The 19,383-nt window shown below is 57.7% G+C and carries 20 protein-coding genes; 14 read left to right on the plus strand and 6 right to left on the minus strand.

Translation table 11 applies throughout. The features are described from left to right. Nucleotides 1-61: 61 nt before the first annotated feature. The 7 genes from ACR3EH_RS11710 to smpB all read left to right on the plus strand — a co-directional run bounded on the left by ACR3EH_RS11710 (nucleotide 62) and on the right by smpB (nucleotide 5,098). Nucleotides 62-709 (plus strand): queuosine precursor transporter, encoded by a 648-nt coding sequence (locus ACR3EH_RS11710; protein WP_171184427.1) that lies wholly within the window; start codon nucleotides 62-64, stop codon nucleotides 707-709. Between the two features lie 264 nt (nucleotides 710-973). Continuing rightward, a complete protein-coding gene (arfB, locus tag ACR3EH_RS11715; RefSeq protein WP_171184425.1) occupies nucleotides 974-1,393 on the plus strand; it encodes an alternative ribosome rescue aminoacyl-tRNA hydrolase ArfB in 420 nt (139 codons plus the stop codon). A 57-nt stretch (nucleotides 1,394-1,450) separates the two neighbouring features. After that, nucleotides 1,451-2,197, plus strand: a complete 747-nt coding sequence (locus tag ACR3EH_RS11720; protein ID WP_171184423.1) for an SDR family oxidoreductase — start codon at nucleotides 1,451-1,453, stop codon at nucleotides 2,195-2,197. 81 nt (nucleotides 2,198-2,278) lie between these two features. Further along, nucleotides 2,279-3,295: a P1 family peptidase gene (locus ACR3EH_RS11725; protein WP_171184421.1), complete on the plus strand. Its 1,017-nt coding sequence runs from the start codon at nucleotides 2,279-2,281 to the stop codon at nucleotides 3,293-3,295. A 113-nt stretch (nucleotides 3,296-3,408) separates the two neighbouring features. Beyond that, on the plus strand, nucleotides 3,409-3,822 hold the full coding sequence (locus ACR3EH_RS11730; RefSeq protein WP_171093120.1) for a c-type cytochrome: 414 nt from the start codon (nucleotides 3,409-3,411) through the stop codon (nucleotides 3,820-3,822). A gap of 198 nt (nucleotides 3,823-4,020) precedes the next feature. Next, nucleotides 4,021-4,563: an isopentenyl-diphosphate Delta-isomerase gene (idi, locus tag ACR3EH_RS11735; RefSeq protein ID WP_171184417.1), complete on the plus strand. Its 543-nt coding sequence runs from the start codon at nucleotides 4,021-4,023 to the stop codon at nucleotides 4,561-4,563. 58 nt (nucleotides 4,564-4,621) lie between these two features. Next, a complete protein-coding gene (gene smpB / locus ACR3EH_RS11740; RefSeq protein ID WP_171093124.1) occupies nucleotides 4,622-5,098 on the plus strand; it encodes an SsrA-binding protein SmpB in 477 nt (158 codons plus the stop codon). An 83-nt stretch (nucleotides 5,099-5,181) separates the two neighbouring features. Here smpB and ACR3EH_RS11745 read toward each other — a convergent pair whose 3' ends face one another. The 4 genes from ACR3EH_RS11745 to panB all read right to left on the minus strand — a co-directional run bounded on the left by ACR3EH_RS11745 (nucleotide 5,182) and on the right by panB (nucleotide 9,065). Continuing rightward, nucleotides 5,182-5,751, minus strand: coding sequence for a carboxymuconolactone decarboxylase family protein (locus tag ACR3EH_RS11745; protein ID WP_171184415.1), 570 nt, complete (start codon nucleotides 5,749-5,751; stop codon nucleotides 5,182-5,184). A 78-nt stretch (nucleotides 5,752-5,829) separates the two neighbouring features. Then, a complete protein-coding gene (gene glpK, locus ACR3EH_RS11750; RefSeq protein WP_171184413.1) occupies nucleotides 5,830-7,308 on the minus strand; it encodes a glycerol kinase GlpK in 1,479 nt (492 codons plus the stop codon). 69 nt (nucleotides 7,309-7,377) lie between these two features. Then, nucleotides 7,378-8,229 (minus strand): pantoate--beta-alanine ligase, encoded by an 852-nt coding sequence (gene panC, locus ACR3EH_RS11755; RefSeq protein ID WP_171184411.1) that lies wholly within the window; start codon nucleotides 8,227-8,229, stop codon nucleotides 7,378-7,380. Continuing rightward, nucleotides 8,226-9,065 carry a 3-methyl-2-oxobutanoate hydroxymethyltransferase gene (panB, locus tag ACR3EH_RS11760; protein ID WP_171184409.1) on the minus strand — a complete coding sequence of 280 codons (840 nt, stop codon included), beginning with the start codon at nucleotides 9,063-9,065 and terminating at the stop codon, nucleotides 8,226-8,228. The genes panC and panB overlap by 4 nt, the downstream gene beginning before the upstream one ends. A 170-nt stretch (nucleotides 9,066-9,235) precedes the next feature. Here panB and ACR3EH_RS11765 point away from each other — a divergent pair, with 170 nt between their 5' ends. The 6 genes from ACR3EH_RS11765 to ACR3EH_RS11790 all read left to right on the plus strand — a co-directional run bounded on the left by ACR3EH_RS11765 (nucleotide 9,236) and on the right by ACR3EH_RS11790 (nucleotide 16,736). Continuing rightward, nucleotides 9,236-10,723, plus strand: coding sequence for an ABC transporter substrate-binding protein (locus ACR3EH_RS11765; protein ID WP_171675828.1), 1,488 nt, complete (start codon nucleotides 9,236-9,238; stop codon nucleotides 10,721-10,723). A gap of 134 nt (nucleotides 10,724-10,857) precedes the next feature. Then, nucleotides 10,858-11,856, plus strand: coding sequence for a ligand-gated ion channel (locus tag ACR3EH_RS11770; protein WP_253746724.1), 999 nt, complete (start codon nucleotides 10,858-10,860; stop codon nucleotides 11,854-11,856). Nucleotides 11,857-11,896: 40 nt separating this feature from the next. Beyond that, nucleotides 11,897-12,844: an ABC transporter permease gene (locus ACR3EH_RS11775; protein WP_171184403.1), complete on the plus strand. Its 948-nt coding sequence runs from the start codon at nucleotides 11,897-11,899 to the stop codon at nucleotides 12,842-12,844. Continuing rightward, nucleotides 12,841-13,656, plus strand: a complete 816-nt coding sequence (locus ACR3EH_RS11780) for an ABC transporter permease (RefSeq protein ID WP_171184401.1) — start codon at nucleotides 12,841-12,843, stop codon at nucleotides 13,654-13,656. The genes ACR3EH_RS11775 and ACR3EH_RS11780 overlap by 4 nt, the downstream gene beginning before the upstream one ends. Further along, the gene (locus ACR3EH_RS11785; RefSeq protein ID WP_171184399.1) at nucleotides 13,653-15,251 is read left to right on the plus strand and encodes an ABC transporter ATP-binding protein; all 1,599 of its coding nucleotides are present in this window, start codon (nucleotides 13,653-13,655) and stop codon (nucleotides 15,249-15,251) included. Before ACR3EH_RS11780 ends, ACR3EH_RS11785 begins: the two co-directional genes overlap by 4 nt. Nucleotides 15,252-15,272: 21 nt before the next feature. Then, nucleotides 15,273-16,736 carry an aldehyde dehydrogenase family protein gene (locus ACR3EH_RS11790; protein WP_171184397.1) on the plus strand — a complete coding sequence of 488 codons (1,464 nt, stop codon included), beginning with the start codon at nucleotides 15,273-15,275 and terminating at the stop codon, nucleotides 16,734-16,736. Here the strand turns inward: ACR3EH_RS11790 and pncB are convergent. Beyond that, complete coding sequence (pncB, locus tag ACR3EH_RS11795; RefSeq protein ID WP_171184395.1) at nucleotides 16,733-18,025, minus strand: nicotinate phosphoribosyltransferase; 1,293 nt, start codon at nucleotides 18,023-18,025, stop codon at nucleotides 16,733-16,735. The two genes, ACR3EH_RS11790 and pncB, sit on opposite strands and share 4 nt — an antisense overlap. A gap of 164 nt (nucleotides 18,026-18,189) precedes the next feature. Here pncB and ACR3EH_RS11800 point away from each other — a divergent pair, with 164 nt between their 5' ends. Further along, nucleotides 18,190-18,720, plus strand: coding sequence for a hypothetical protein (locus ACR3EH_RS11800; RefSeq protein WP_171093151.1), 531 nt, complete (start codon nucleotides 18,190-18,192; stop codon nucleotides 18,718-18,720). On the opposite strand, the gene pncA is transcribed toward ACR3EH_RS11800, so the two are convergent. Continuing rightward, nucleotides 18,717-19,310, minus strand: coding sequence for a bifunctional nicotinamidase/pyrazinamidase (pncA, locus tag ACR3EH_RS11805; protein ID WP_171184393.1), 594 nt, complete (start codon nucleotides 19,308-19,310; stop codon nucleotides 18,717-18,719). The two genes, ACR3EH_RS11800 and pncA, sit on opposite strands and share 4 nt — an antisense overlap. Between the last annotated feature and the right edge of the window lie 73 nt (nucleotides 19,311-19,383).

Raw genomic sequence — 19,383 nt, forward strand, 5'->3', positions numbered from 1 at the left:
CTTGCCTTGGGACGGTCCCTTGGCCAAGTCGCCGCTACCTTGTTAAAACGGGCATCAAAACATGCAACGCGCTTACATTCCCGGCATCATTGCCATGGCCGCCATTGTTGTGGCCTCAAACATCCTGGTCCAGTTCCTGATCCTTGACGGGCTGTTGACCTGGGGTGCTTTCACCTATCCGCTGGCCTTTCTGGTTACAGACATCGTGAACCGCGTCTACGGCGTCGTTCCGGCCCGCAAGGTCGTGTTCGCCGGGTTTGTCACCGGTATCATCTGTTCGCTGATCGGCAGTCAGATCATGCTGCAAGGCGACGGTTTTGAATACGCCGCCGTACCGCTGCGGATCGCAGTTGCCTCGGGCACGGCCTTCCTGATCGCTCAACTGACCGACGTCACCGTGTTCAACGCCATGCGCGGCGGCCGCTGGTGGCGCGCACCCTTGGTCTCGACGCTGGTTGGATCAGCGCTTGATACCGCCATCTTCTTCACCATCGCCTTCTCGGCCTCGGTCACTTTCTTCGGTGCCAACGCCGATGCCGCGATCAACTGGGCGTGGGAGCCTGTACCGTTCATGCTGTCCGGCCCGATGGCCCCGCTGTGGGTGACGCTGGCTTTTGCAGACTGGCTGGTGAAACTGTCGCTGGCGCTGATTGCTTTGATCCCGTTCAAAGTCATTGTTGCCCGGCTGACTGCCGCACAGCCTGCGTAAAAAAGTGCTTTGAGAATGGCGCATCTTGTGTCAGGCTCAAAGTTAACCGCAACAGATAGAAAAGGAGGTGATCCAGTGTCAAGAAAGAGATTGGAGAGAGGTGTCGGAACAACCGGGGGGAAAGCCTGCTAGGGCAGCCCTTGGCGGGGCGTTCGCTCCGGCTGGTCGATTGATCTAACCGACCCGACCTCCTTAACTTTCGAAGGGCCGTCCCAAAAGGGGCGGCCCTTTCTGTTTCCACCCGTGCCATGTAAGGTCGGGCCCATGTTGCGCATCACCGACGATATCATCCTGCAAGACTGGGAAATGACCGAAAGCTTTGTCCGTTCTTCCGGTCCCGGTGGGCAGAACGTCAACAAGGTCTCCACGGCTGTTGAACTGCGGTTCGAAGCAACGCGCTCCCCCTCTTTGCCGGATCCGGTCAAGAGCCGCTTGAAACGGCTGGCCGGGCGGCGCTGGACCAAAGAGGGCGCAATCATCATCCAATGTGAAGAAACCCGTTCTCAGGCCCGAAACCGTGAAATCGCGCGCGCTCGGCTGGCCGAACTGATCACCCGCGCGCTCGTCAAACCCAAACGGCGCATTGCCACCAAGCCGACCTACGGGTCGGTCAAGCGCAGGTTGGCGGCCAAGAAGGCGCGCGGCGACGTCAAAGCACTGCGGGGCAAGGTCTCGGAAGAATGATCTGGCATCTTTTCGATGCGTTGTTACTCTGCCCCTGATAGGCAGGAGGGCAACGCCATGAGGCTGGAGGGAAAAACCGCAATTGTCACCGGTGGCGCATCCGGGTTCGGCGCAGGGATCGTGCAGAAATTCCTTGACGAAGGCGCGCGCGTCATGATCGCGGATATCAATGGCGAAGCGGCGCTGGATCTTGCGAACACACTCGGAGAACGGGCAATCGGACACCAGGTTGACGTTGCAGACGGGGCTTCGGTTCAAGCCATGGCAGATACCGCAAGGCGTCAGTTCGAAGATCTGGACATTCTGGTGAACAACGCAGGTGTCACGCATTTGCCGACCCCGCTCGAAGATGTCGCCGAAGACGATTTCGACCGCGTGTTCAATGTAAACATGAAATCGGTCTATCTGACCGCCCGCGCCTTTGTTCCGGCGATGAAAGCACGCGGGGCAGGTGCGATCCTGAACGTGGCCTCAACGGCTGGGTTATCCCCGCGTCCCAACCTGAACTGGTATAACGCCTCAAAAGGCTGGATGATCACGGCAACCAAGACCATGGCCGTGGAACTTGCCCCGACCGGTGTGCGTGTAAACGCGATCTGCCCGGTTGCCGGAGAAACACCGCTGCTGAAATCCTTCATGGGCGAAGACACGCCCGAGATTCGCGCCAAATTCCTATCGACCATCCCGCTGGGCCGCTTCTCCACACCAGAAGACATGGCCAATGCTGCCTGTTTCCTCTGCTCGGACGAGGCCAGCATGATTACGGGTACAGCGCTTGAGGTTGACGGTGGCCGCTGCATCTGATCCGCTCTTCATCTGGCCAAAAATACCTCCGCCGGAGGCAGCGCGCTTGCGCGCTTTTCGGCCTGAACATCGAAGCAAAAAATGACCCCCGGACCCAAAAACCTGATCACCGATATCCCCGGCCTGATGGTCGGCAACGCGCAGGACGACACGCTGAAATCCGGCGCGACAGTTTTGACGGCGCAGGCTCCGTTTGTGGCTTCGGTCCATGTGATGGGGGGCGCACCCGGGACGCGCGAAACCGATCTTCTTGCACCAGACAAAGCCGTGACACATGTGGATGCGATTGTATTGTCTGGCGGCTCTGCCTTTGGACTGGATGCCTGTTCCGGCGTCTCAGACGGGCTGCGCAAAAGGGGGCTGGGTTATCCGGTCGGCGACGTCACTGTGCCCATAGTTCCGGGCGCGATCCTGTTTGATTTGCTCAACGGTGGTGACAAAAACTGGGTTGAAAACCCCTATCGTGCCTTGGGTCGCACAGCGTACGAGGCAGCGTCGGACCAATTCGATCTCGGCTCAGCAGGCGCCGGCACCGGAGCCTTGGCTGCGATGCAAAAGGGCGGGCTGGGCTCTGCTTCGTGTGTTCTGGACAGTGGCGTCACTGTTGGCGCGCTGGTTGCCGCCAATCCGCTGGGCAGTGTGACAACACCTGGGGATCAACACTTCTGGGCGGCATCGTTTGAAATGGGTGATGAGTTCGGTGGTTTAGGGCCTGATCCCAATGCAGCTCTTGGTGCGCCGCAGGCCAGCCGCAAGGCGCAGGCGATGAAATCCGCAGACCCGAGCAAAACAAATACTACCATTGCCGTCGTCGCAACCGATGCAGCCTTGACCAAGCCCCAATGTCAGCGGATGGCCGTTGCCGCCCATGACGGCATTGCCCGTGCAATTGTGCCCGCCCATACACCGGGCGACGGCGATCTGGTGTTTGCCACCAGCACCGGTGTGCGACCCTTGTCAACCGAAGCGGAGCTGGGGCTGATTGGTCACGCTGCTTCGGTTTGTCTGGCACGGGCCATTGCGCGGGCGGTTTATCTGGCGACTCCGGCCGCAGGCGACCTTTTGCCCTGCTGGTCCAGGGTACATGACATAAGTTAAGGACATCCCTTTTGTCGCAGTGGCACAGTAGGCCTGCGCGGCAATCTGCGCGTTGACTCTTTTTTGCGCCGAAGGTCCATTCGGTGCAGCAAATTTGTATCGGAGCAATAGCTATGAATCGCATCCTCGCTACCGCAATTGTCGGCCTTCTGGCCCTGCCCGCCTATGCTGAAGGCGATGCCGAAGCCGGTAAGAAAGCCTTCAACAAATGCAAGTCCTGCCACCTGATCGCTGACCCGGAAGGCGAAGTGATTGTCAAAGGCGGTAAGACTGGCCCGAACCTGTATGGCATCGCTGGCCGCACTGCTGGCACATATGAGGGCTTCAAATACGGTGACAGCATCGTTGCTGCAGGTGAAAAAGGTCTGGTTTGGGACGAGACGACCTTTGTCGAATACTCGCAAGATCCCAAAGCTTTCCTGAAATCCTATCTGGATGACACTGCGGCCAAGTCGAAAATGACCTTCAAGCTGAAAAAAGGCGCCGAAGACGTCTATGCCTATATCGTCAGCGTTTCGGGCGAATAAGCCGTAACGCAAGGTGCAACAGCACAAGGACCAAAGGCCGCAGCCCCTGCGGCCTTTCGTGCGATTGATGCCGGGGCAAATCACGGCCACTTTGGTATCAGACAGGTGGTTTCCACCCGTCGCACAGCCAGACCGATCCGGCGGCAGCTAAACTCACAACAACCGCCCGGTAAATGGACTGGCAGCAGGAGAGGACAGATGGGAATCATGATCCCGGCCTGGGTCGACGGCGAATTGACCCCTGTGGACAAGCTCGAAGCGCATGAAAAAGGGCTCAAGCACAAGGCTGTGTCCGTGTTTGTTGTGCGCGGAACGGAAATTCTGCTGCAACGTCGCGCAATGGGCAAATACCACACGCCCGGCCTGTGGGCGAATACCTGTTGCACGCATCCGGATTGGGATGAAAGCTCGTCGACCTGTGCGGTGCGCCGTTTGCGTGAAGAGCTTGGGATAACCGGTCTCTATCCAGAATACCGGCACCGTCTGGAGTACCACGCGGATGTCGGCAACAACATGGTTGAAAACGAAGTTGTCGACGTCTTTCTGGCCCATGTTCGCGGGCAGCTAAAGATCGACCCTAACCCTGACGAAGTTATGGATATCCGCTGGATCGACTATCATGATCTTCTGGCAGAAGTAACCCGTCACCCGGATCGTTTCACGCCATGGCTAAAGATCTATCTGCACAAATATGCTGACACGATTTTTGGCCCTGATCTGATCATTTCTGCCAAATCCTGATGCAGTTGGGAAAACCCTGCCTTGCAAGGTCGGCGCAAGCCGCCTAAATCAACGCGTCATGGCCAAGCAGAAGACAGACCCGAATTACAAGGTAATCGCCGAAAACCGGCGCGCCCGCTTCGATTACGCGATCGAAGAGGATATCGAGTGCGGTATTGTACTGGAAGGGTCCGAGGTCAAGTCCCTGCGTGCTGGCGGGTCGAACATTGCGGAAAGCTATGCTTCGGTCGACGACGGGGAACTGTGGCTGATTAATAGCTATATTGCGCCTTACGAGCAGGCCAAGGTGTTCAAGCACGAAGAACGTCGTCGTCGTAAGCTGTTGGTGTCACGCAAGGAATTGTCGAACCTGTGGAATGCGACGCAGCGCAAGGGGATGACGCTGGTGCCGCTGGTCCTGTATTTCAACCACAAGGGTCGGGCGAAGATTAAAATCGGCATCGCCAAAGGTAAAAAGATTCATGACAAGCGTGAGACGCAGGCCAAGCGCGATTGGTCACGTCAGAAGCAGCGGCTTTTGAAGGATCACAGTTAGACCGCGCTGGCTTGGTGTGACCGAGTGTAATCTGCTGCGTCGCCTACACTTACGGAAAAGGTCGGCAAGCAGCCCGTGATGCCCTATGGCCTTGCCCTTAAAGAAGGCTTTCGCCATTCGAACCGTTCCACAGCGCTGTCCAGCGGCACTTCCGTCAATGCGGCCGTGTAGTTGCTGACGACCTTGTTTGCGATGCCCAAAACAACCTCTAGCGCGTTTTGCTGAGTGTATCCGGCGGCCAGAAATTTATTCAGGTCGGCTGGCGCGATGCTGCCCCGGGTGCGTACCATGGATTTGGTGAATTCATGCAGCGCATTGAGCTTTTCGTCGGGCAGTGTGTCGCCAGAGCGCAGGCTTTCCACAGCATCAGGCGTCAGCCCGGCCATTCGCGCCAATTTTGTGTGCCACGGGACGCAATACTCGCAGTTGTTCTCGAAATTCACGGTCAGATACACCACTTGCTGCTCTGCCGCCGTCAGTGTTGTTTTGGCAAACTCGTCCAGACAATCCAGGTGGGTCTTAAGCAACTGTGGGGACAGCGCCATAACGCCCTGCAAATTCGGAATCACCCCGTAGTCTGCTTTGGCCTTGTCCAGGAATGGCTTCGCGTCTTCGGGTGCGTTGTCAGGAGTGAGGACTTCAAAAGATGTCATAGCGTTTCCTGCAGGGATTGCGTTGCAAGTCAGCCCACGCCAGCGGCGCAGACATGTTTCGGAAAACAATTCTATGGATCAAAACGCCATTGCGGCCTGTACTGCGCGTTGCCAGCGGGCATAGGCCGCATCGCGGTCGTCCTGCGCCATTTTTGGCTCAAACCGTGTGTCCAGCCGCCATGTTTCAGCAAACCCATCTTGATCGGGATAAACACCGGCCTTCATGCCAGCCAGCCATGCGGCCCCCAATGCAGTTGTTTCCTGCATCACCGGACGATCCACCGGCGCGCCCAGACAGTTCGACAGGCCCTGCATGGTCCAGTCAGACGCACTCATCCCGCCGTCGACGCGCAAGATGACATTGGTGTCTGCCCCCCAGTCGCCCTGCATGGCATGCCACAGGTCACGGGTTTGGAATGCGATGCTTTCCAGCGTGGCGCGCGCGATTTCGGCCCGGCCCGAGCCACGGGTCAACCCGAACATCGCGCCACGGCAATCGGGTTTCCAATAAGGTGCGCCCAATCCGGTAAAGGCAGGCACAAGAATGACATGTTGGTTCGGATCTGCCTGAGCGGCAAGATCACCGCTTTGAGGTGCCGAGTCGATGATCTGCAGTGCGTCGCGCAGCCATTGCACGGCTGCCCCGGCGATAAAGATCGATCCTTCCAGCGCATAGGTGCGCTGTCCATCCAACTGATAGGCAACGGTCGTCAACAGGCGGTTTTTCGACTGAACCGGCTGCGCGCCCGTGTTCAGCAACGCAAAGCAGCCCGTGCCATATGTGGATTTCATCATGCCCGGCTGGAAACAGGCCTGCCCGATTGTGGCGGCCTGCTGGTCTCCCGCAACGCCCAAAATAGGAATGTCGCCCCCGAATAAAGTGGTGGAGCCGAAATCCGCAGCGCAATCAAGTACGTCAGGCAAGATGGTCAGGGGTACATCCAGCAGGTCGCAAATCTCGGCGCTCCATGTGCCTTTGTGGATGTCAAACAAAAGGGTGCGGGCGGCATTGGTGGCATCTGTGGCATGGACACGGCCTTCGGTCAGTCGCCAGATCAGGAAACTGTCGATCGTGCCAAACAGCAACTCTCCGGCATCGGCCCTCTCACACGCGCCCGAAACGGTATCCAACAGCCATTTCACCTTGGTGCCCGAGAAATATGGGTCCAGCAGCAATCCGGTTTGGGCGGTGACGTCATCCTCGCACCCGGCCTGTTTGTAGCGTGCGCAGATATCGGCGGTGCGGCGGTCCTGCCAGACGATGGCGTTGTGGATCGCTTTGCCGGTGTGTTTGTCCCAGACGACGGTCGTCTCACGCTGGTTGGTGATCCCGATCCCGGCGATCTGATCGGCGGAAATGCCGGTGGTTTCCATCACCTCGCGGCACACGTGCAAAACACTGGACCAGATATCTTCGGGGTCATGTTCAACCCAACCTTCTTGCGGGAAGTGCTGAGGGAACTCTTGCTGTGCGGTGCCAACCGGCTGCATTTGCGCATCAAACAGTATGGCGCGCGAGGACGTGGTGCCCTGATCGATTGCCAGAATATAGGTCATGTCCGCTCTCCCCCGGTCTCGTTTCGCGGGACTTTAGCGCAAACAATGGCGCAGGGGCCAGAGCAGAAATCAGGCTGGATCAACCGGGATATTATCGATCAGACGAACGCCATCGGCCCATGCAGTTACGAACAGGCGGGCTGGCCTGCTGGCACTGGGCAGGCTTTCCAGCGTCTCGGCGCAGCGCAGGTCCACGTATTCGACCTCTGAAAACCCGGCGGCCAGCAAGCGCGCTTTGGCATCTTGCGCCAGAGTTGCGAAATCACCGCCCTCTGCCAGGTTTTGTGCGACCTGTTGCATGACCTTGTTCATATGTTCTGCGATTTTTAGCCCATCAGGGGAAAGCAGAAGGTTGCGGGACGACATCGCCAGCCCAGAAGGCTCGCGCACAGTCGGGCAGCCGATCACCTCGATTGGAATGTCCAAATCACGGGCCATGCGCCGGACAACCAGCAGCTGTTGGTAGTCTTTTTCCCCGAAATAGGCTCGATCTGCTTGCGTTTGGAGAAACAGCTTGGCGACAACGGTGGCTACGCCCTCGAAATGGCCTGGACGGAAAGGGCCTTCCATCATATCGGTCAGGCCAGAGACAGAAACCGTGGTGGAAAAGCCGTCAGGATAGACTTCCTGCGGGTCCGGTACATAGATCGCGTCCACGCCGTAAGGGGCCAGTTTTTTGGCGTCTTCATGTTCAGTGCGTGGGTAATTTGCCAGATCTTCGGGGTTGTTGAACTGTTTGGGGTTCACAAAGATCGTCACGATGACCCGGTCACAACCTTCCTTTGCGGCCTGCGCCAGCGACAAATGCCCTTCGTGCAGCGCACCCATGGTCGGAACCACGCCGATCGCATCGCCATTGCGGTGCCATTCAGTGGTTTTGGCGCGCAGCTCTGCCAGAGACCGCAAAATCGGCGCGGTCATGCTTTGGCCCCTTTGGTCGGAGCCTGATCTGCAAAGACATGTTCGTCTGCCGGGAAGGCCCGTGAGCGCACCTCGGCGGCGTATTCCGCGATTGCAGCCTCGGCCAGTGGGCCCAGCTCGGCATAGCGTTTGACAAACTTGGGTTTGAAGGCGGTGAAAAAACCAACCATGTCGTCCACGACCAGTATTTGCCCGTCACAGCCTGCGGATGCGCCGATTCCGATGGTTGGGATCGCGACCTCTTCGGTGATCTGGTCTGCCAGTCCTTGGGGAACTTTTTCCAGAACGACTGAAAACGCACCGGCCTCGGCCACGGCGCGGGCATCTGCCATAACGGCTTCTGCCTGCTCGGCACGACCCTGCACCTTGTAGCCACCCAGCGTGTTGATCGATTGCGGGGTCAGCCCGATATGCGCCATCACGGGGATACCGCGCTTGACCAGAAAGCGGATAGTTTCAGCCATCTCAACGCCACCTTCCAGTTTCACGGCCCCAGCACCTGTTTCCGCCATAAGGCGCGCGGCATTCCGGAAGGCATCGGCCGGAGAATGTTCGTAGCTGCCAAACGGCATGTCGACGACCATCATCGCCTTGTCCAATCCGCGCGATACAGCCTGACCGTGCAGGATCATCATCTCCATCGTGACGCCCAGCGTGGATTCAAGCCCGTGCAGCACCATGCCGACGCTGTCGCCCACCAGAACAAAGTCGCAATGCGCATCCATCAGACGTGCCATGGGCGTGGTATAGGCGGTTAGCGAGACCAAAGGCGCGCCGCCTTTTTGGGCGCGAATATCCTCGGCATTCGGGGCTTTCTTGCGGGCGGTGGCGCTCATGTGTCGCTCCTGCAGGTATTATGTTGCAGTGCGGCATAGCAGACCGAACAGGGCCAAAGAAACCCCGGTTGCGCGAACATTCCCTTGATTGACCTCAGGTTTACAGGAAAACTGGTCTCAAAATGGCCCTGAAAACAAGGGTGCAACCAGTTTCAGTAGGGAGAGTTCACATGACAAAATTCATGTTTCGGACATTTGCGTCGACCTTGGCGGTAGGCGTCAGCCTGTTTGCCTCGCAGGCTTTTGCAAAATCGGACATCACCATCGCGATGCAGCTTGAACCCCCGCATCTGGACCCGACCAGCGCCGCGGCACAGGCCATCGACTCGGTGGTCTATACAAACATTTTCGAAGGTCTGACCCGGTTCATGGGCGATGGCTCGGTCGTGCCTGGCCTGGCTGAAAGCTGGGAGATTTCTGACGATGGTACGGTTTATACCTTCAAGCTGCGCGATGGTGTGACCTTCCATGACGGCACAACCATGGATGCCGAGGACGTCAAGTTCACCCTTGATCGCGCCACAGCCGAAGACAGCGCGAACGCCCAGAAGGCGCTGTTTGCCGGGATTGAAAGCGTTGAGGTTGTCGATCCACTGACTGTCAAAGTCACTCTTTCGGAACCAAACGGCAATTTCCTGTTCAACCTGGCTTGGGGGGATGCGGTCATTGTCGCGCCCGACAGCATCGAAAACATCAAGACCAACCCGGTCGGCACCGGGGCCTACACCTTTGGCAACTGGGTGCAGGGCGACAGCATCACGCTGAACCGCAACCCCGAGTATTGGGGCGATCAGCCCGCGTTAGAGACTGCAACCTTCAAGTTTATCTCGGATCCAACCGCCGCTTTTGCCGCGATGATGGCCGAGGATGTGGACGTATTCGACAACTTCCCGGCGCCGGAAAACCTGCCGCAGTTCGATGCCGATTCGCGTTTTCAGGTTCTGGTCGGTACAACCGAGGGCGAGACGATCCTGTCAACCAACAACAAACAGCCGCCGTTTGACGACATTCTTGTCCGGCAGGCCGTAGCTCATGCCATCGACCGGCAGGCGATTATCGATGGAGCGATGTTTGGCTATGGCACGCCGATTGGAACCCATTTTGCACCGCATCATCCGGCCTATGCCGATTTGACCGGCGAGTCCGCATATGACCCGGAACAGGCCAAGGCGCTGCTTGCCGAGGCCGGTTTTGAGAACGGGTTCGAAACTACACTACACCTGCCGCCACCGTCTTATGCACGCCGGGGCGGTGAAATCGTTGCCGCGCAACTGGCCGAGGTCGGCATTACGGCCGAGATCATCAATGTCGAATGGGCGCAATGGCTGGAATCGGTGTTCAGGGGCAAGGACTTTGGGCTGACGATTGTCAGCCATACCGAACCCATGGATATCGGAATCTATGCGCGGCCAGATTACTACTTCCAATATGAAAGTTCCGATTTTCAGGCGCTGATGGATACGCTGAACGCCACCACCGATCCTGATGAACGCAGCCGTTTGTTGGGTGAGGCCCAGCGTCTGATCTCAACCGATTATGTGAATGGCTATCTGTTCCAATTGGCCAAGCTGGGCGTCGCAAAGGCCGGTGTGCAGGGGTTGTGGGCAAACGCCCCCACAGCAGCGATCGACCTGACACAGATCAGCTGGTCTGAATAATGCCTGAACCGGGGCTTTTTGGCAGGGCCCCGGTCTCACTCTCTTTTCGTGTGTCTCTCGCAATGGTCTTGTATCGCGGTTTTTGTTTTCTTTTACTGGCCCTTTGCCTTTCGTCGATTGCGCCGGACAGGGGCTTGGCGCAAAACGTATTGGGTGGGCGTCTGGATGCATTGACCGGCACGCCTGAAAACCCGCTTGACGTTGGCATAGGTATCCGCATCGACCAGATCACCAGCGTCGATCAAAAGGCCGAAAACTACGGCGCCGTTGTGGTTTTGCGGGTCGAATGGACGGATCCTGCGCTGGCATTTGATCGTGCCGAGATCGGGCGCGAGATCCGGGTGTTCAACCCGCCGGATCTGGCAGATCATGCCGCCGATATCGGCACCGTTTTGCCCGCCTTTGTCATCCACAACCAGCAATCCAACAAATGGATACACGAATCTGCTGCGTCCCTGCGGTATGACGGGCGCGTGGTTTATGTCGAGAAATCTTCGCTGACATTACAGGCACCGCATTTTGATTTCCGTAAATACCCGTTCGACACACAGGAGTTCCACTTCGAAGTCGTATCAATCTTTCCCTCTAACTACGTGAACTACCGCCCGCTTGAAGAATACTCGGGACTTGGCGATCTGTTGGGGGAAGAAGAGTGGATTTTGGACAATGCACGTCTGGAAGCAACCAAGGTCACAGGTTTGTCCGGCAGGGAAAGCGATCAGGTCGCGCTTGTTTTCGAAGGTAACCGGCACCTGACCTACTACGTCATTCGGGTTTTCTTGCCGATGCTGGTTCTGATTTCGGTTGGCTGGGCGCTGTTTTTCCTGGATGAATACCGCCGCAGGATCGAGATTGCGGGCGGCAATCTGCTGGTCTTTGTTGCATTCAACTGGGCGATCTCGGCAGATTTGCCAAAGCTGGGCTATCTGACCTTTCTGGATTTTGTCCTGCAATGCATGTTCCTGATGACCGGGGCCTTGATTGTGTTCAATGTGGCGTTGCGGAAACTCAAAGTGTCCGGAAGGGAAGGCACAGCGCGGACGTTGGACAATTACGCGATCAAGTGGATCTATCCTCTGGGCTATGCCGCAATCGTGGCTTACGCGGTTTTCGCCTATCTTCTGGTGCCTTAGACGCTGGACCCGCGCCTGATGTGACCCTAACGTGGTGCCAATGCTCCGCTATGCCTTTAAACGCCTGATTTCGCTGTTGATCAGCTTGGCCGTCGCCTCGGTCGTCATCTTTGCGGTGATCGAGGTCGCTCCGGGCGATCCGGCCTCGTTCATGCTGGGCGTGAACGCGCAAGAAGACACGCTGGCAGCGTTGCGGGCTGAGCTGGGCCTGGACGGGTCAAAAGTGCAACGGTACCTCAACTGGGTCGGCGGAATGCTGGTGGGGGATTTTGGTACGTCCTACACGTACCGCACGCCGGTGTCCCAGATGATCGCAGACCGGCTTTGGGTGTCGCTGCCGCTGGCACTTTATGCGCTGACTCTGTCAACCTTGATTGCGTTTCCCGCCGGGATCTACGCCGCCGCCCGCCGGGGCAAGCCGGGGGATCTGGCGGTAATGGGCGCCACTCAGTTGGGCATTGCCGTGCCCAATTTCTGGTTTGCGATGATGCTTGTGCTGATCTTCGCCATCAACCTGCGCTGGTTCAATGCAGGCGGGTTTGTCGGTTGGAGCAACGGGTTGTGGGCCGGACTACATTCGCTGACCCTGCCCGCAATCGCACTGGCCTTGCCACAGGCGGCTATCCTCGCTCGCGTTATGCGGTCGGCTCTGCTGGACATTCTGGGCGAGGATTTCATGCGCACCGCCCGGGCCAAAGGGTTGACCCAACGTCAGGCGCTGTGGCGGCACGGGGTGCGAAATGCGCTGATCCCGGTGCTGACCATCATCGGCTTGCAGTTCTCCTTTCTGCTGGCCGGGTCGATCATCATCGAACAGGTATTCTACCTGCCTGGCCTTGGGCGGCTGGTGTTTCAGGCCATCTCGGCTCGTGATCTCATCGTCGTTGAATCGGTGGTCATGTTACTGGTCTTTGCCGTAATCACCGTGAATTTTCTGGTCGATCTGGCTTATGCCGCCGTCGACCCAAGGCTGAGGAGCAGGACATGAGCCGCAACCTGTTTCTGGGCGCTTGTTTGTCTTCTCTGGTGGTTTTGGCCGCGCTGATTTCGTTTGTCTGGACCCCCTATGATTACTCGGCCTTGAGCATTCCAGAGAAGCTTCAGCCCCCAAATGCGCAGCACTGGTTCGGTACGGATCACTTCGGGCGTGACATGTTTTCGATGATCATGGTTGGTGCGCGCACGTCCATTGCGGTGGCTTTGGTGGCCGTGGGGATCGGTATGGCGCTGGGGGTCCCGCTTGGCCTGACAGCCGCGGCCCGCAAAGGATCGTGGTTGGATGAGGTCATCATGCGCGGCAACGATCTGGTTTTTGCCTTCCCCTCGCTGGTTATCGCCATCCTCATCACCGCCGTGTTTGGTGCCGGAGCGATTAACGCCATCATTGCCATCGGCATTTTCAACATCCCCGTTTTTGCCCGTATCACCCGGGGTGCGGCCCTGTCGCTGTGGGAGCGAGAGTTCATCCTTGCCGCGCGCGTGTCGGGAAAAGGGGCAACGCGGATATCGGTCGAGCATATCCTGCCCAATGTCGCCAACCTGCTGATCGTGCAGGGCACCATTCAGTTCAGTCTTGGAATTTTGGCTGAGGCCGGTCTGTCCTACGTCGGTCTGGGGGCACAGCCGCCCACGCCAAGTTGGGGCAGAATGCTGGCGGATGCGCAGACAATGGTCAGTTTTGCCCCGCATTTGGCTCTGATTCCAGGCGTGGCGATCATCGTCACAGTCTTGGGATTGAACCTGCTGGGCGACGGGTTGCGGGATTGGCTGGATCCCCGGATCAGGGTGGCGCGGGCATGAGTTTGTTGCGCATCAAGAACCTGTCACTGTCGATCCATGGGACATCGATCCTGAAACAGGTCGACCTGTCCATCGATCACGGTCAGATCGTCGCCGTCACGGGTGAAAGCGGTTCGGGTAAATCCATGACGGCCTTGGCAGTGATGCAGTTGCTTCCGAACGGAGAAGAGGTAGACGGCTCGCTCCAACTAGAGGGCAAAGATCTGCTGACCCGGTCCGAGGCCCAGATGTGTGCTTTGCGCGGCGCATCCATCGGAATGGTTTTTCAAGAGCCGATGACAGCGCTCAACCCCGTTAAAACCATTGGCGATCAGGTGATGGAAACGATCCTGATCCACAAGGCGATGCCTCCTTCTCAAGCCTGGGTGCGCGCTCAAGAGGTTCTGACCCGCGTCGGTTTGCCTGCCGATCGATTCCCTTTGTCCCGCTATCCACATGAGCTGTCTGGTGGGCAGCGCCAGCGTGTGGTGATCGCCATGGCCATTGCACTGCGCCCCAAGCTGTTGATCGCGGATGAGCCGACAACGGCGCTGGATGTCACCACACAGGCGCAGATCCTCGATTTGCTCAAGGGGCTGGTGCGCGAATATGACATGGGTCTGCTGATGATCACCCATGATCTGGCCGTGGTCGCGGATATGGCTGACCAGATCACCGTCATGCGTCACGGCGAAGTGGTCGAAAGCGGCGCGACCAATCATTTGATGCACAACATGCAGCACCCCTACACCCGTATGCTGTTTGAGGCATCCGGCCATCAGGTCACGCTGCCAGAGCCACCGCAGCCTCAGCCGTTGCTGGAGGTGAGCCAGGTCGTGCGCGCGTACCGCCTGCCCCGAAAGGGCTTGTTTGACAGGCCGCTTCATCACAGGGCTGTGGATGGTGTGAGCTTTACCCTCAATCGAGGAGAGCGTTTGGGGCTTGTGGGTGAGTCTGGCTGCGGAAAATCGACCCTAACACGGGCTATTTTGGGGTTAGAAGAGGTGCAATCGGGCCAGATTCGACTGGACGGGCAGCCTGTGTTCACAGGTCACAAACCCAACCTTGCGGTGCGCCGGAAGATGCAGGTGGTTTTCCAAGACCCCTTTGGCAGTTTCAACCCGCGCCACCGTGTTGCGCGTCTGATCACCGAACCCTTCCATCTGCTAGATACTCCGCCGACTGGATCGGACCGTCAGGATCGGATCGCTGAGATGCTGACAGCGGTCGGCCTCAGCCCGGATGACGCGGGTAAGTACATTCACGAGTTCTCGGGCGGGCAGCGTCAGCGGATTGCCATCGCGCGGGCGCTGATCATCCGACCTGAATTGATCCTGTTTGACGAAGCTGTCTCGGCGTTGGACGTATCGGTCCGAGCGCAAATCCTGGATCTGCTGGCCGAGCTTTGCGACGCCTACGACCTGACCTATCTATTCATCAGCCATGACCTGAGCGTTGTGCGCACCGTCACCGATCGCGTGTTGGTGATGCAATCCGGTCAGATCGTTGAACAGGGCGAGACCAATCAGGTCTTTGAAGCGCCACAACACCCCTACACACAAACTCTGATCGCAGCCGCACCGCGATTGCCAGAGATTGAGATGATATCGGCCTAAAACTACTGATTAGAGCCTGAAATGGAGGCAAAATTGACGCAAAAGATATGGTTCGACCCCGCTCTTTGCCTGATTGATGGACGCTGGGTGCCCGCGTCCTCGGGTGAATCCCTGCCGCTCATCAACCCCTCGGACGGGACCGAAATCTGCCAGATCGCACGTGGTTCAGAGACAGATGTCGATGCCGCAGTTCAAGCGGCTCAAGCCGCATTGCAGGGCGATTGGGGGCGTAAAACGGCGTTGGAGCGGGGGCGTATTCTGACGAGGTTGGGTCAGCTGGTGCTGGAACGGGTCGAGGATCTTGCGCAGCTTGAGGCAATGGATGTGGGTAAGCCGCTGACGCAAGCCCGTGCCGATGCTGTTGCGCTGGCCCGGTATTGCGAATTCTATGGCGGTGCAGCGGATAAGGTGATGGGAGAGACCATCCCCTATCTTGATGGCTACACCGTTTATACGCTGCGAGAACCGCATGGGGTGACGGGCCATATCGTGCCGTGGAACTACCCGATGCAGATCATTGGGCGTTCGGTCGGGGCGGCGCTGGCCATGGGCAATGCTTGCGTTCTGAAACCCGCAGAGGAAGCTTGTTTAACGGCACTGGCTTTTGCTCTTCTGGCGCAGCAGTCGGGCTTGCCTGCCGGTGCTTTGAACGTCGTACCCGGTCTGGGGGCTGAGGCGGGCGCGGCGCTGTCCGCACATCCGGGGGTGAACCATATTTCGTTTACCGGCTCGGTGGCCACGGGAGCCCTGGTGCAACAGGCAGCTGGCCGCAATGTGGTGCCTGTAACGCTGGAACTGGGCGGAAAATCCCCGCAACTGGTCTTTGACGATGCCGATCTGGACGCGGCGCTGCCGTTTTTGGTGAATGCTGGCATACAGAACGCAGGCCAGACGTGTTCAGCCTCGTCCCGCATTCTGGTTCAGCGCGGCGTGTACGATCAAGTCAAGTCCCGTATGTCTGAAGCCTATGAACAGCTGACCGTCGGACCTGCAATGCAGGATTTGCGCGTGGGGCCCTTGATCTCGGACCGGCAGAAACAGATCGCCAGTAGTTTTCTGGGCAAAGGCACGGATCTTACCATCGCGGCACAGGGGCAGATTGTCAGTGACGCGCCTGAAACCGGCGCTTACGTTCGGCCCACCTTGTTTGCAGATGTATCGCCCGATCACGTGCTGGCACGGGATGAGATTTTTGGCCCGGTTCAGGTTTTGATCCCGTTTGACACCGAAGAACAGGCTCTAACAATCGCTAACAGTACGGAATACGGCCTGGTTGCCAGCATCTGGACGCGTGACGGGGCCCGGCAGATGCGACTGGCGAAAGGGCTGCATTCGGGGCAGGTGTTTATCAACAACTACGGTGCCGGGGGCGGAGTTGAATTGCCCTTTGGCGGTGTTGGCAAATCCGGTCACGGTCGCGAAAAAGGGTTCGAGGCTTTGTACGGGTTCTCACAACTGAAGACGGTTGCCGCCTATCACGGTTAGACAACAACCTCGATCGCTTCTTGCGCGCCGACCCCGAAAACACGCTTGTACCGCTTGATCTGGTCTTGTGGTCCCATCGCCTTTTCCGGGTTGTCCGACAGCTTCACCGTCGGGCGACCGTTGGCAGAAACCGCTTTGCAGACCAATGAGAACGGGGCCAGTGCGTCATTGGGCACAAGTCCGCGAAAATCGTTGGTCAGCAAAGTGCCCCAGCCAAAAGAAATATTGGCACGACCGGCGAATTGGGAGTGCAATTCCTGAATTTTCTCGACATCCAGACCATCTGAGAAAATGATCCGCTTTTGCGTCGGATCTTCACCGCGCGACTTCCACCACTCGATCGCCACTTCGGCCCCTGCCGCCGGGTCGCCGCTGTCGATGCGAATACCGGTCCATCCGGCCAACCAGTCGGGGGCGTTGTCCAGAAAACCTTTGGTACCGTAAGTGTCGGGCAAGATGATACGCAGGTTGCCGTCATGCTCATCATGCCAGTCGCTTAGGACGTCGTAAGGGGCTTGCGCCAATTCTGCGTCGGTGTCGGCCAGCGCTGAATAGACCATGGGTAATTCATGCGCGTTGGTGCCTATGGCCTCAACTTCGCGCCGCATGGCGATCAGGCAATTTGACGTCCCGGTAAACGACGGACCCAATCCTTCGATCATGGCTTGCACGCACCAATCCTGCCACAGGAAGGAATGCCGCCGCCGCGTGCCGAAGTCCGCGATGCTCAGACCGCCAACCGAGCTCAGCTTTTCGATCTTTTCCCACACGCGGGTCATCGCGCGGGCATAAAGCACCTGCAGCTCGAACCGTCGCATATCATTGAGAACGGCGCGCGATCGCAGTTCCATCAACACCGCCAGCGCAGGGATTTCCCACAGCATGACCTCATGCCATTTGCCTTCGAACGTTAGTTCATACTGATCGCCCTTCCGTTCCAGATGGTAGGGCGGCAGGCGCATATTCTCGAACCATTCCATGAAATCCGAGCGGAACATCTGTCGTTTTCCATAGAACATATTGCCCCGAAGCCAGGTGCTTTCGCCCCGGCTCAGGCTAAGTGAGCAGATGTGATCCAGCTGTTCCCGCAGTTCTCCTTCGTCGATCAATTTCGCCAAAGGCACGTGATTCGACCGGTTTATCAGGGAAAAAGCCACAGTTGTTTGGGGCTTGTTTCGAAACACTGACTGACACATCAGCAGTTTGTAGAAGTCCGTATCGATCAAAGACCGGACAATAGGGTCAATCTGCCATTTGTGATTGTATACACGGGTCGCAATGTCGACCATGGGGAACTCCTGCAATTTCCGTAGTTAGATCAATCGACAACGGGAATGGCAAGAGTCGCTGATTTGGTGACAATGCCAGTATGACGTCACATTACCGGCATATTGTGCATTGTTTTCACCAGTTAGTGAGAAGAGGGGATGGAAATACGGAACTGAGTTTGTGAATGGGTCTCGAGTACGATTTTGATATTGTTAAAGCTGCACTAGACGATTTTGACTCTGAAAAGCCGGGGGCTCAGAGGGATGGGGGCCGTCAGGTGCATGCAGTTTTCCGCGACATTAGAACTGCGGATGCTTTGCGGGGAACTTCGCCGAAAATCCGCAAGATGTTCCTGGACGCCGGGTTCAGCCTTGAGTCGCGCAACAGCGGCATCGTGCCGGGGGTTTTCCCTGCCGAGGATCAAGCCGACCGGGTGCGGGTTCTGAGGTCACTGTTTGCCAATATAAAGACGCATGGGGTTCGCGGGGAATATTGCGGCGAATTCGACCTGATGGATTTCCTGACCTACGTGCGTGTTGCGCAGCCGATGGCAGGGATCGTGCGTGCGCGTCAGGTGCGTACGCCACCGCCAAAACCGGTGCAGCCTAGCAACGACCGGCGAACAGTACCTGGCCGCATCGGGTTGGCTTTGGGGTTGGCAGTCGTTTTGTTTGTGATTCTTAAGCTTCTGGCAGCCGCCGGGACGACCCCTTAAATCAGGGTAACTCCGGCGTCGCGCATGGCCTGTTCCGCTGCGGCCAGCGACCCCTCCATATCAATGGCGCGGCAGGCGTCCATGCGAACAGTGACATCAAACCCCAACCGTGCGGCATCCACGGCCGAGTAATGAACGCAGAAATCAGTGGCCAAACCAACCAGCGTCAAGCGGTCGATACCTCGTGTTTCCAGATACCCTTTCAACCCTGTGGGCGTTTTGTGATCATTCTCAAAGAATGCAGAGTAGCTGTCGATGGCACCGCGAAACCCTTTACGGAGGATCAGATCGCCATTGACGCGGAGACCAGAGTGAAAAGCGGCCCCCTGCGATCCTTGAACACAGTGGTCGGGCCAGAGAACCTGAGGGCCGTAGGGCATCTCGATCAAATCAAACGGGTTTTTACCCTCATGTGAACTGGCGAATGAGGAATGTCCTGCAGGATGCCAGTCTTGTGTCAGGATCACAGCGTCAAAATCGTCCATCATTGCGTTGATGGGGGCCACGATTTCATCCCCCCCTGCCACCGCCAAAGCACCGCCGGGGCAGAAATCGTTCTGAACATCTATGACGAGCAGGGCATGGGTCATTGCGGCCTCCTTTGATTGTCTTATCGGTAGGGGGCGGGGCGTCAGGCGTCAATGCACTCCCTTGCGGCTTCGG

It is taken from the genome of Ruegeria sp. BG7 (assembly GCF_056535685.1).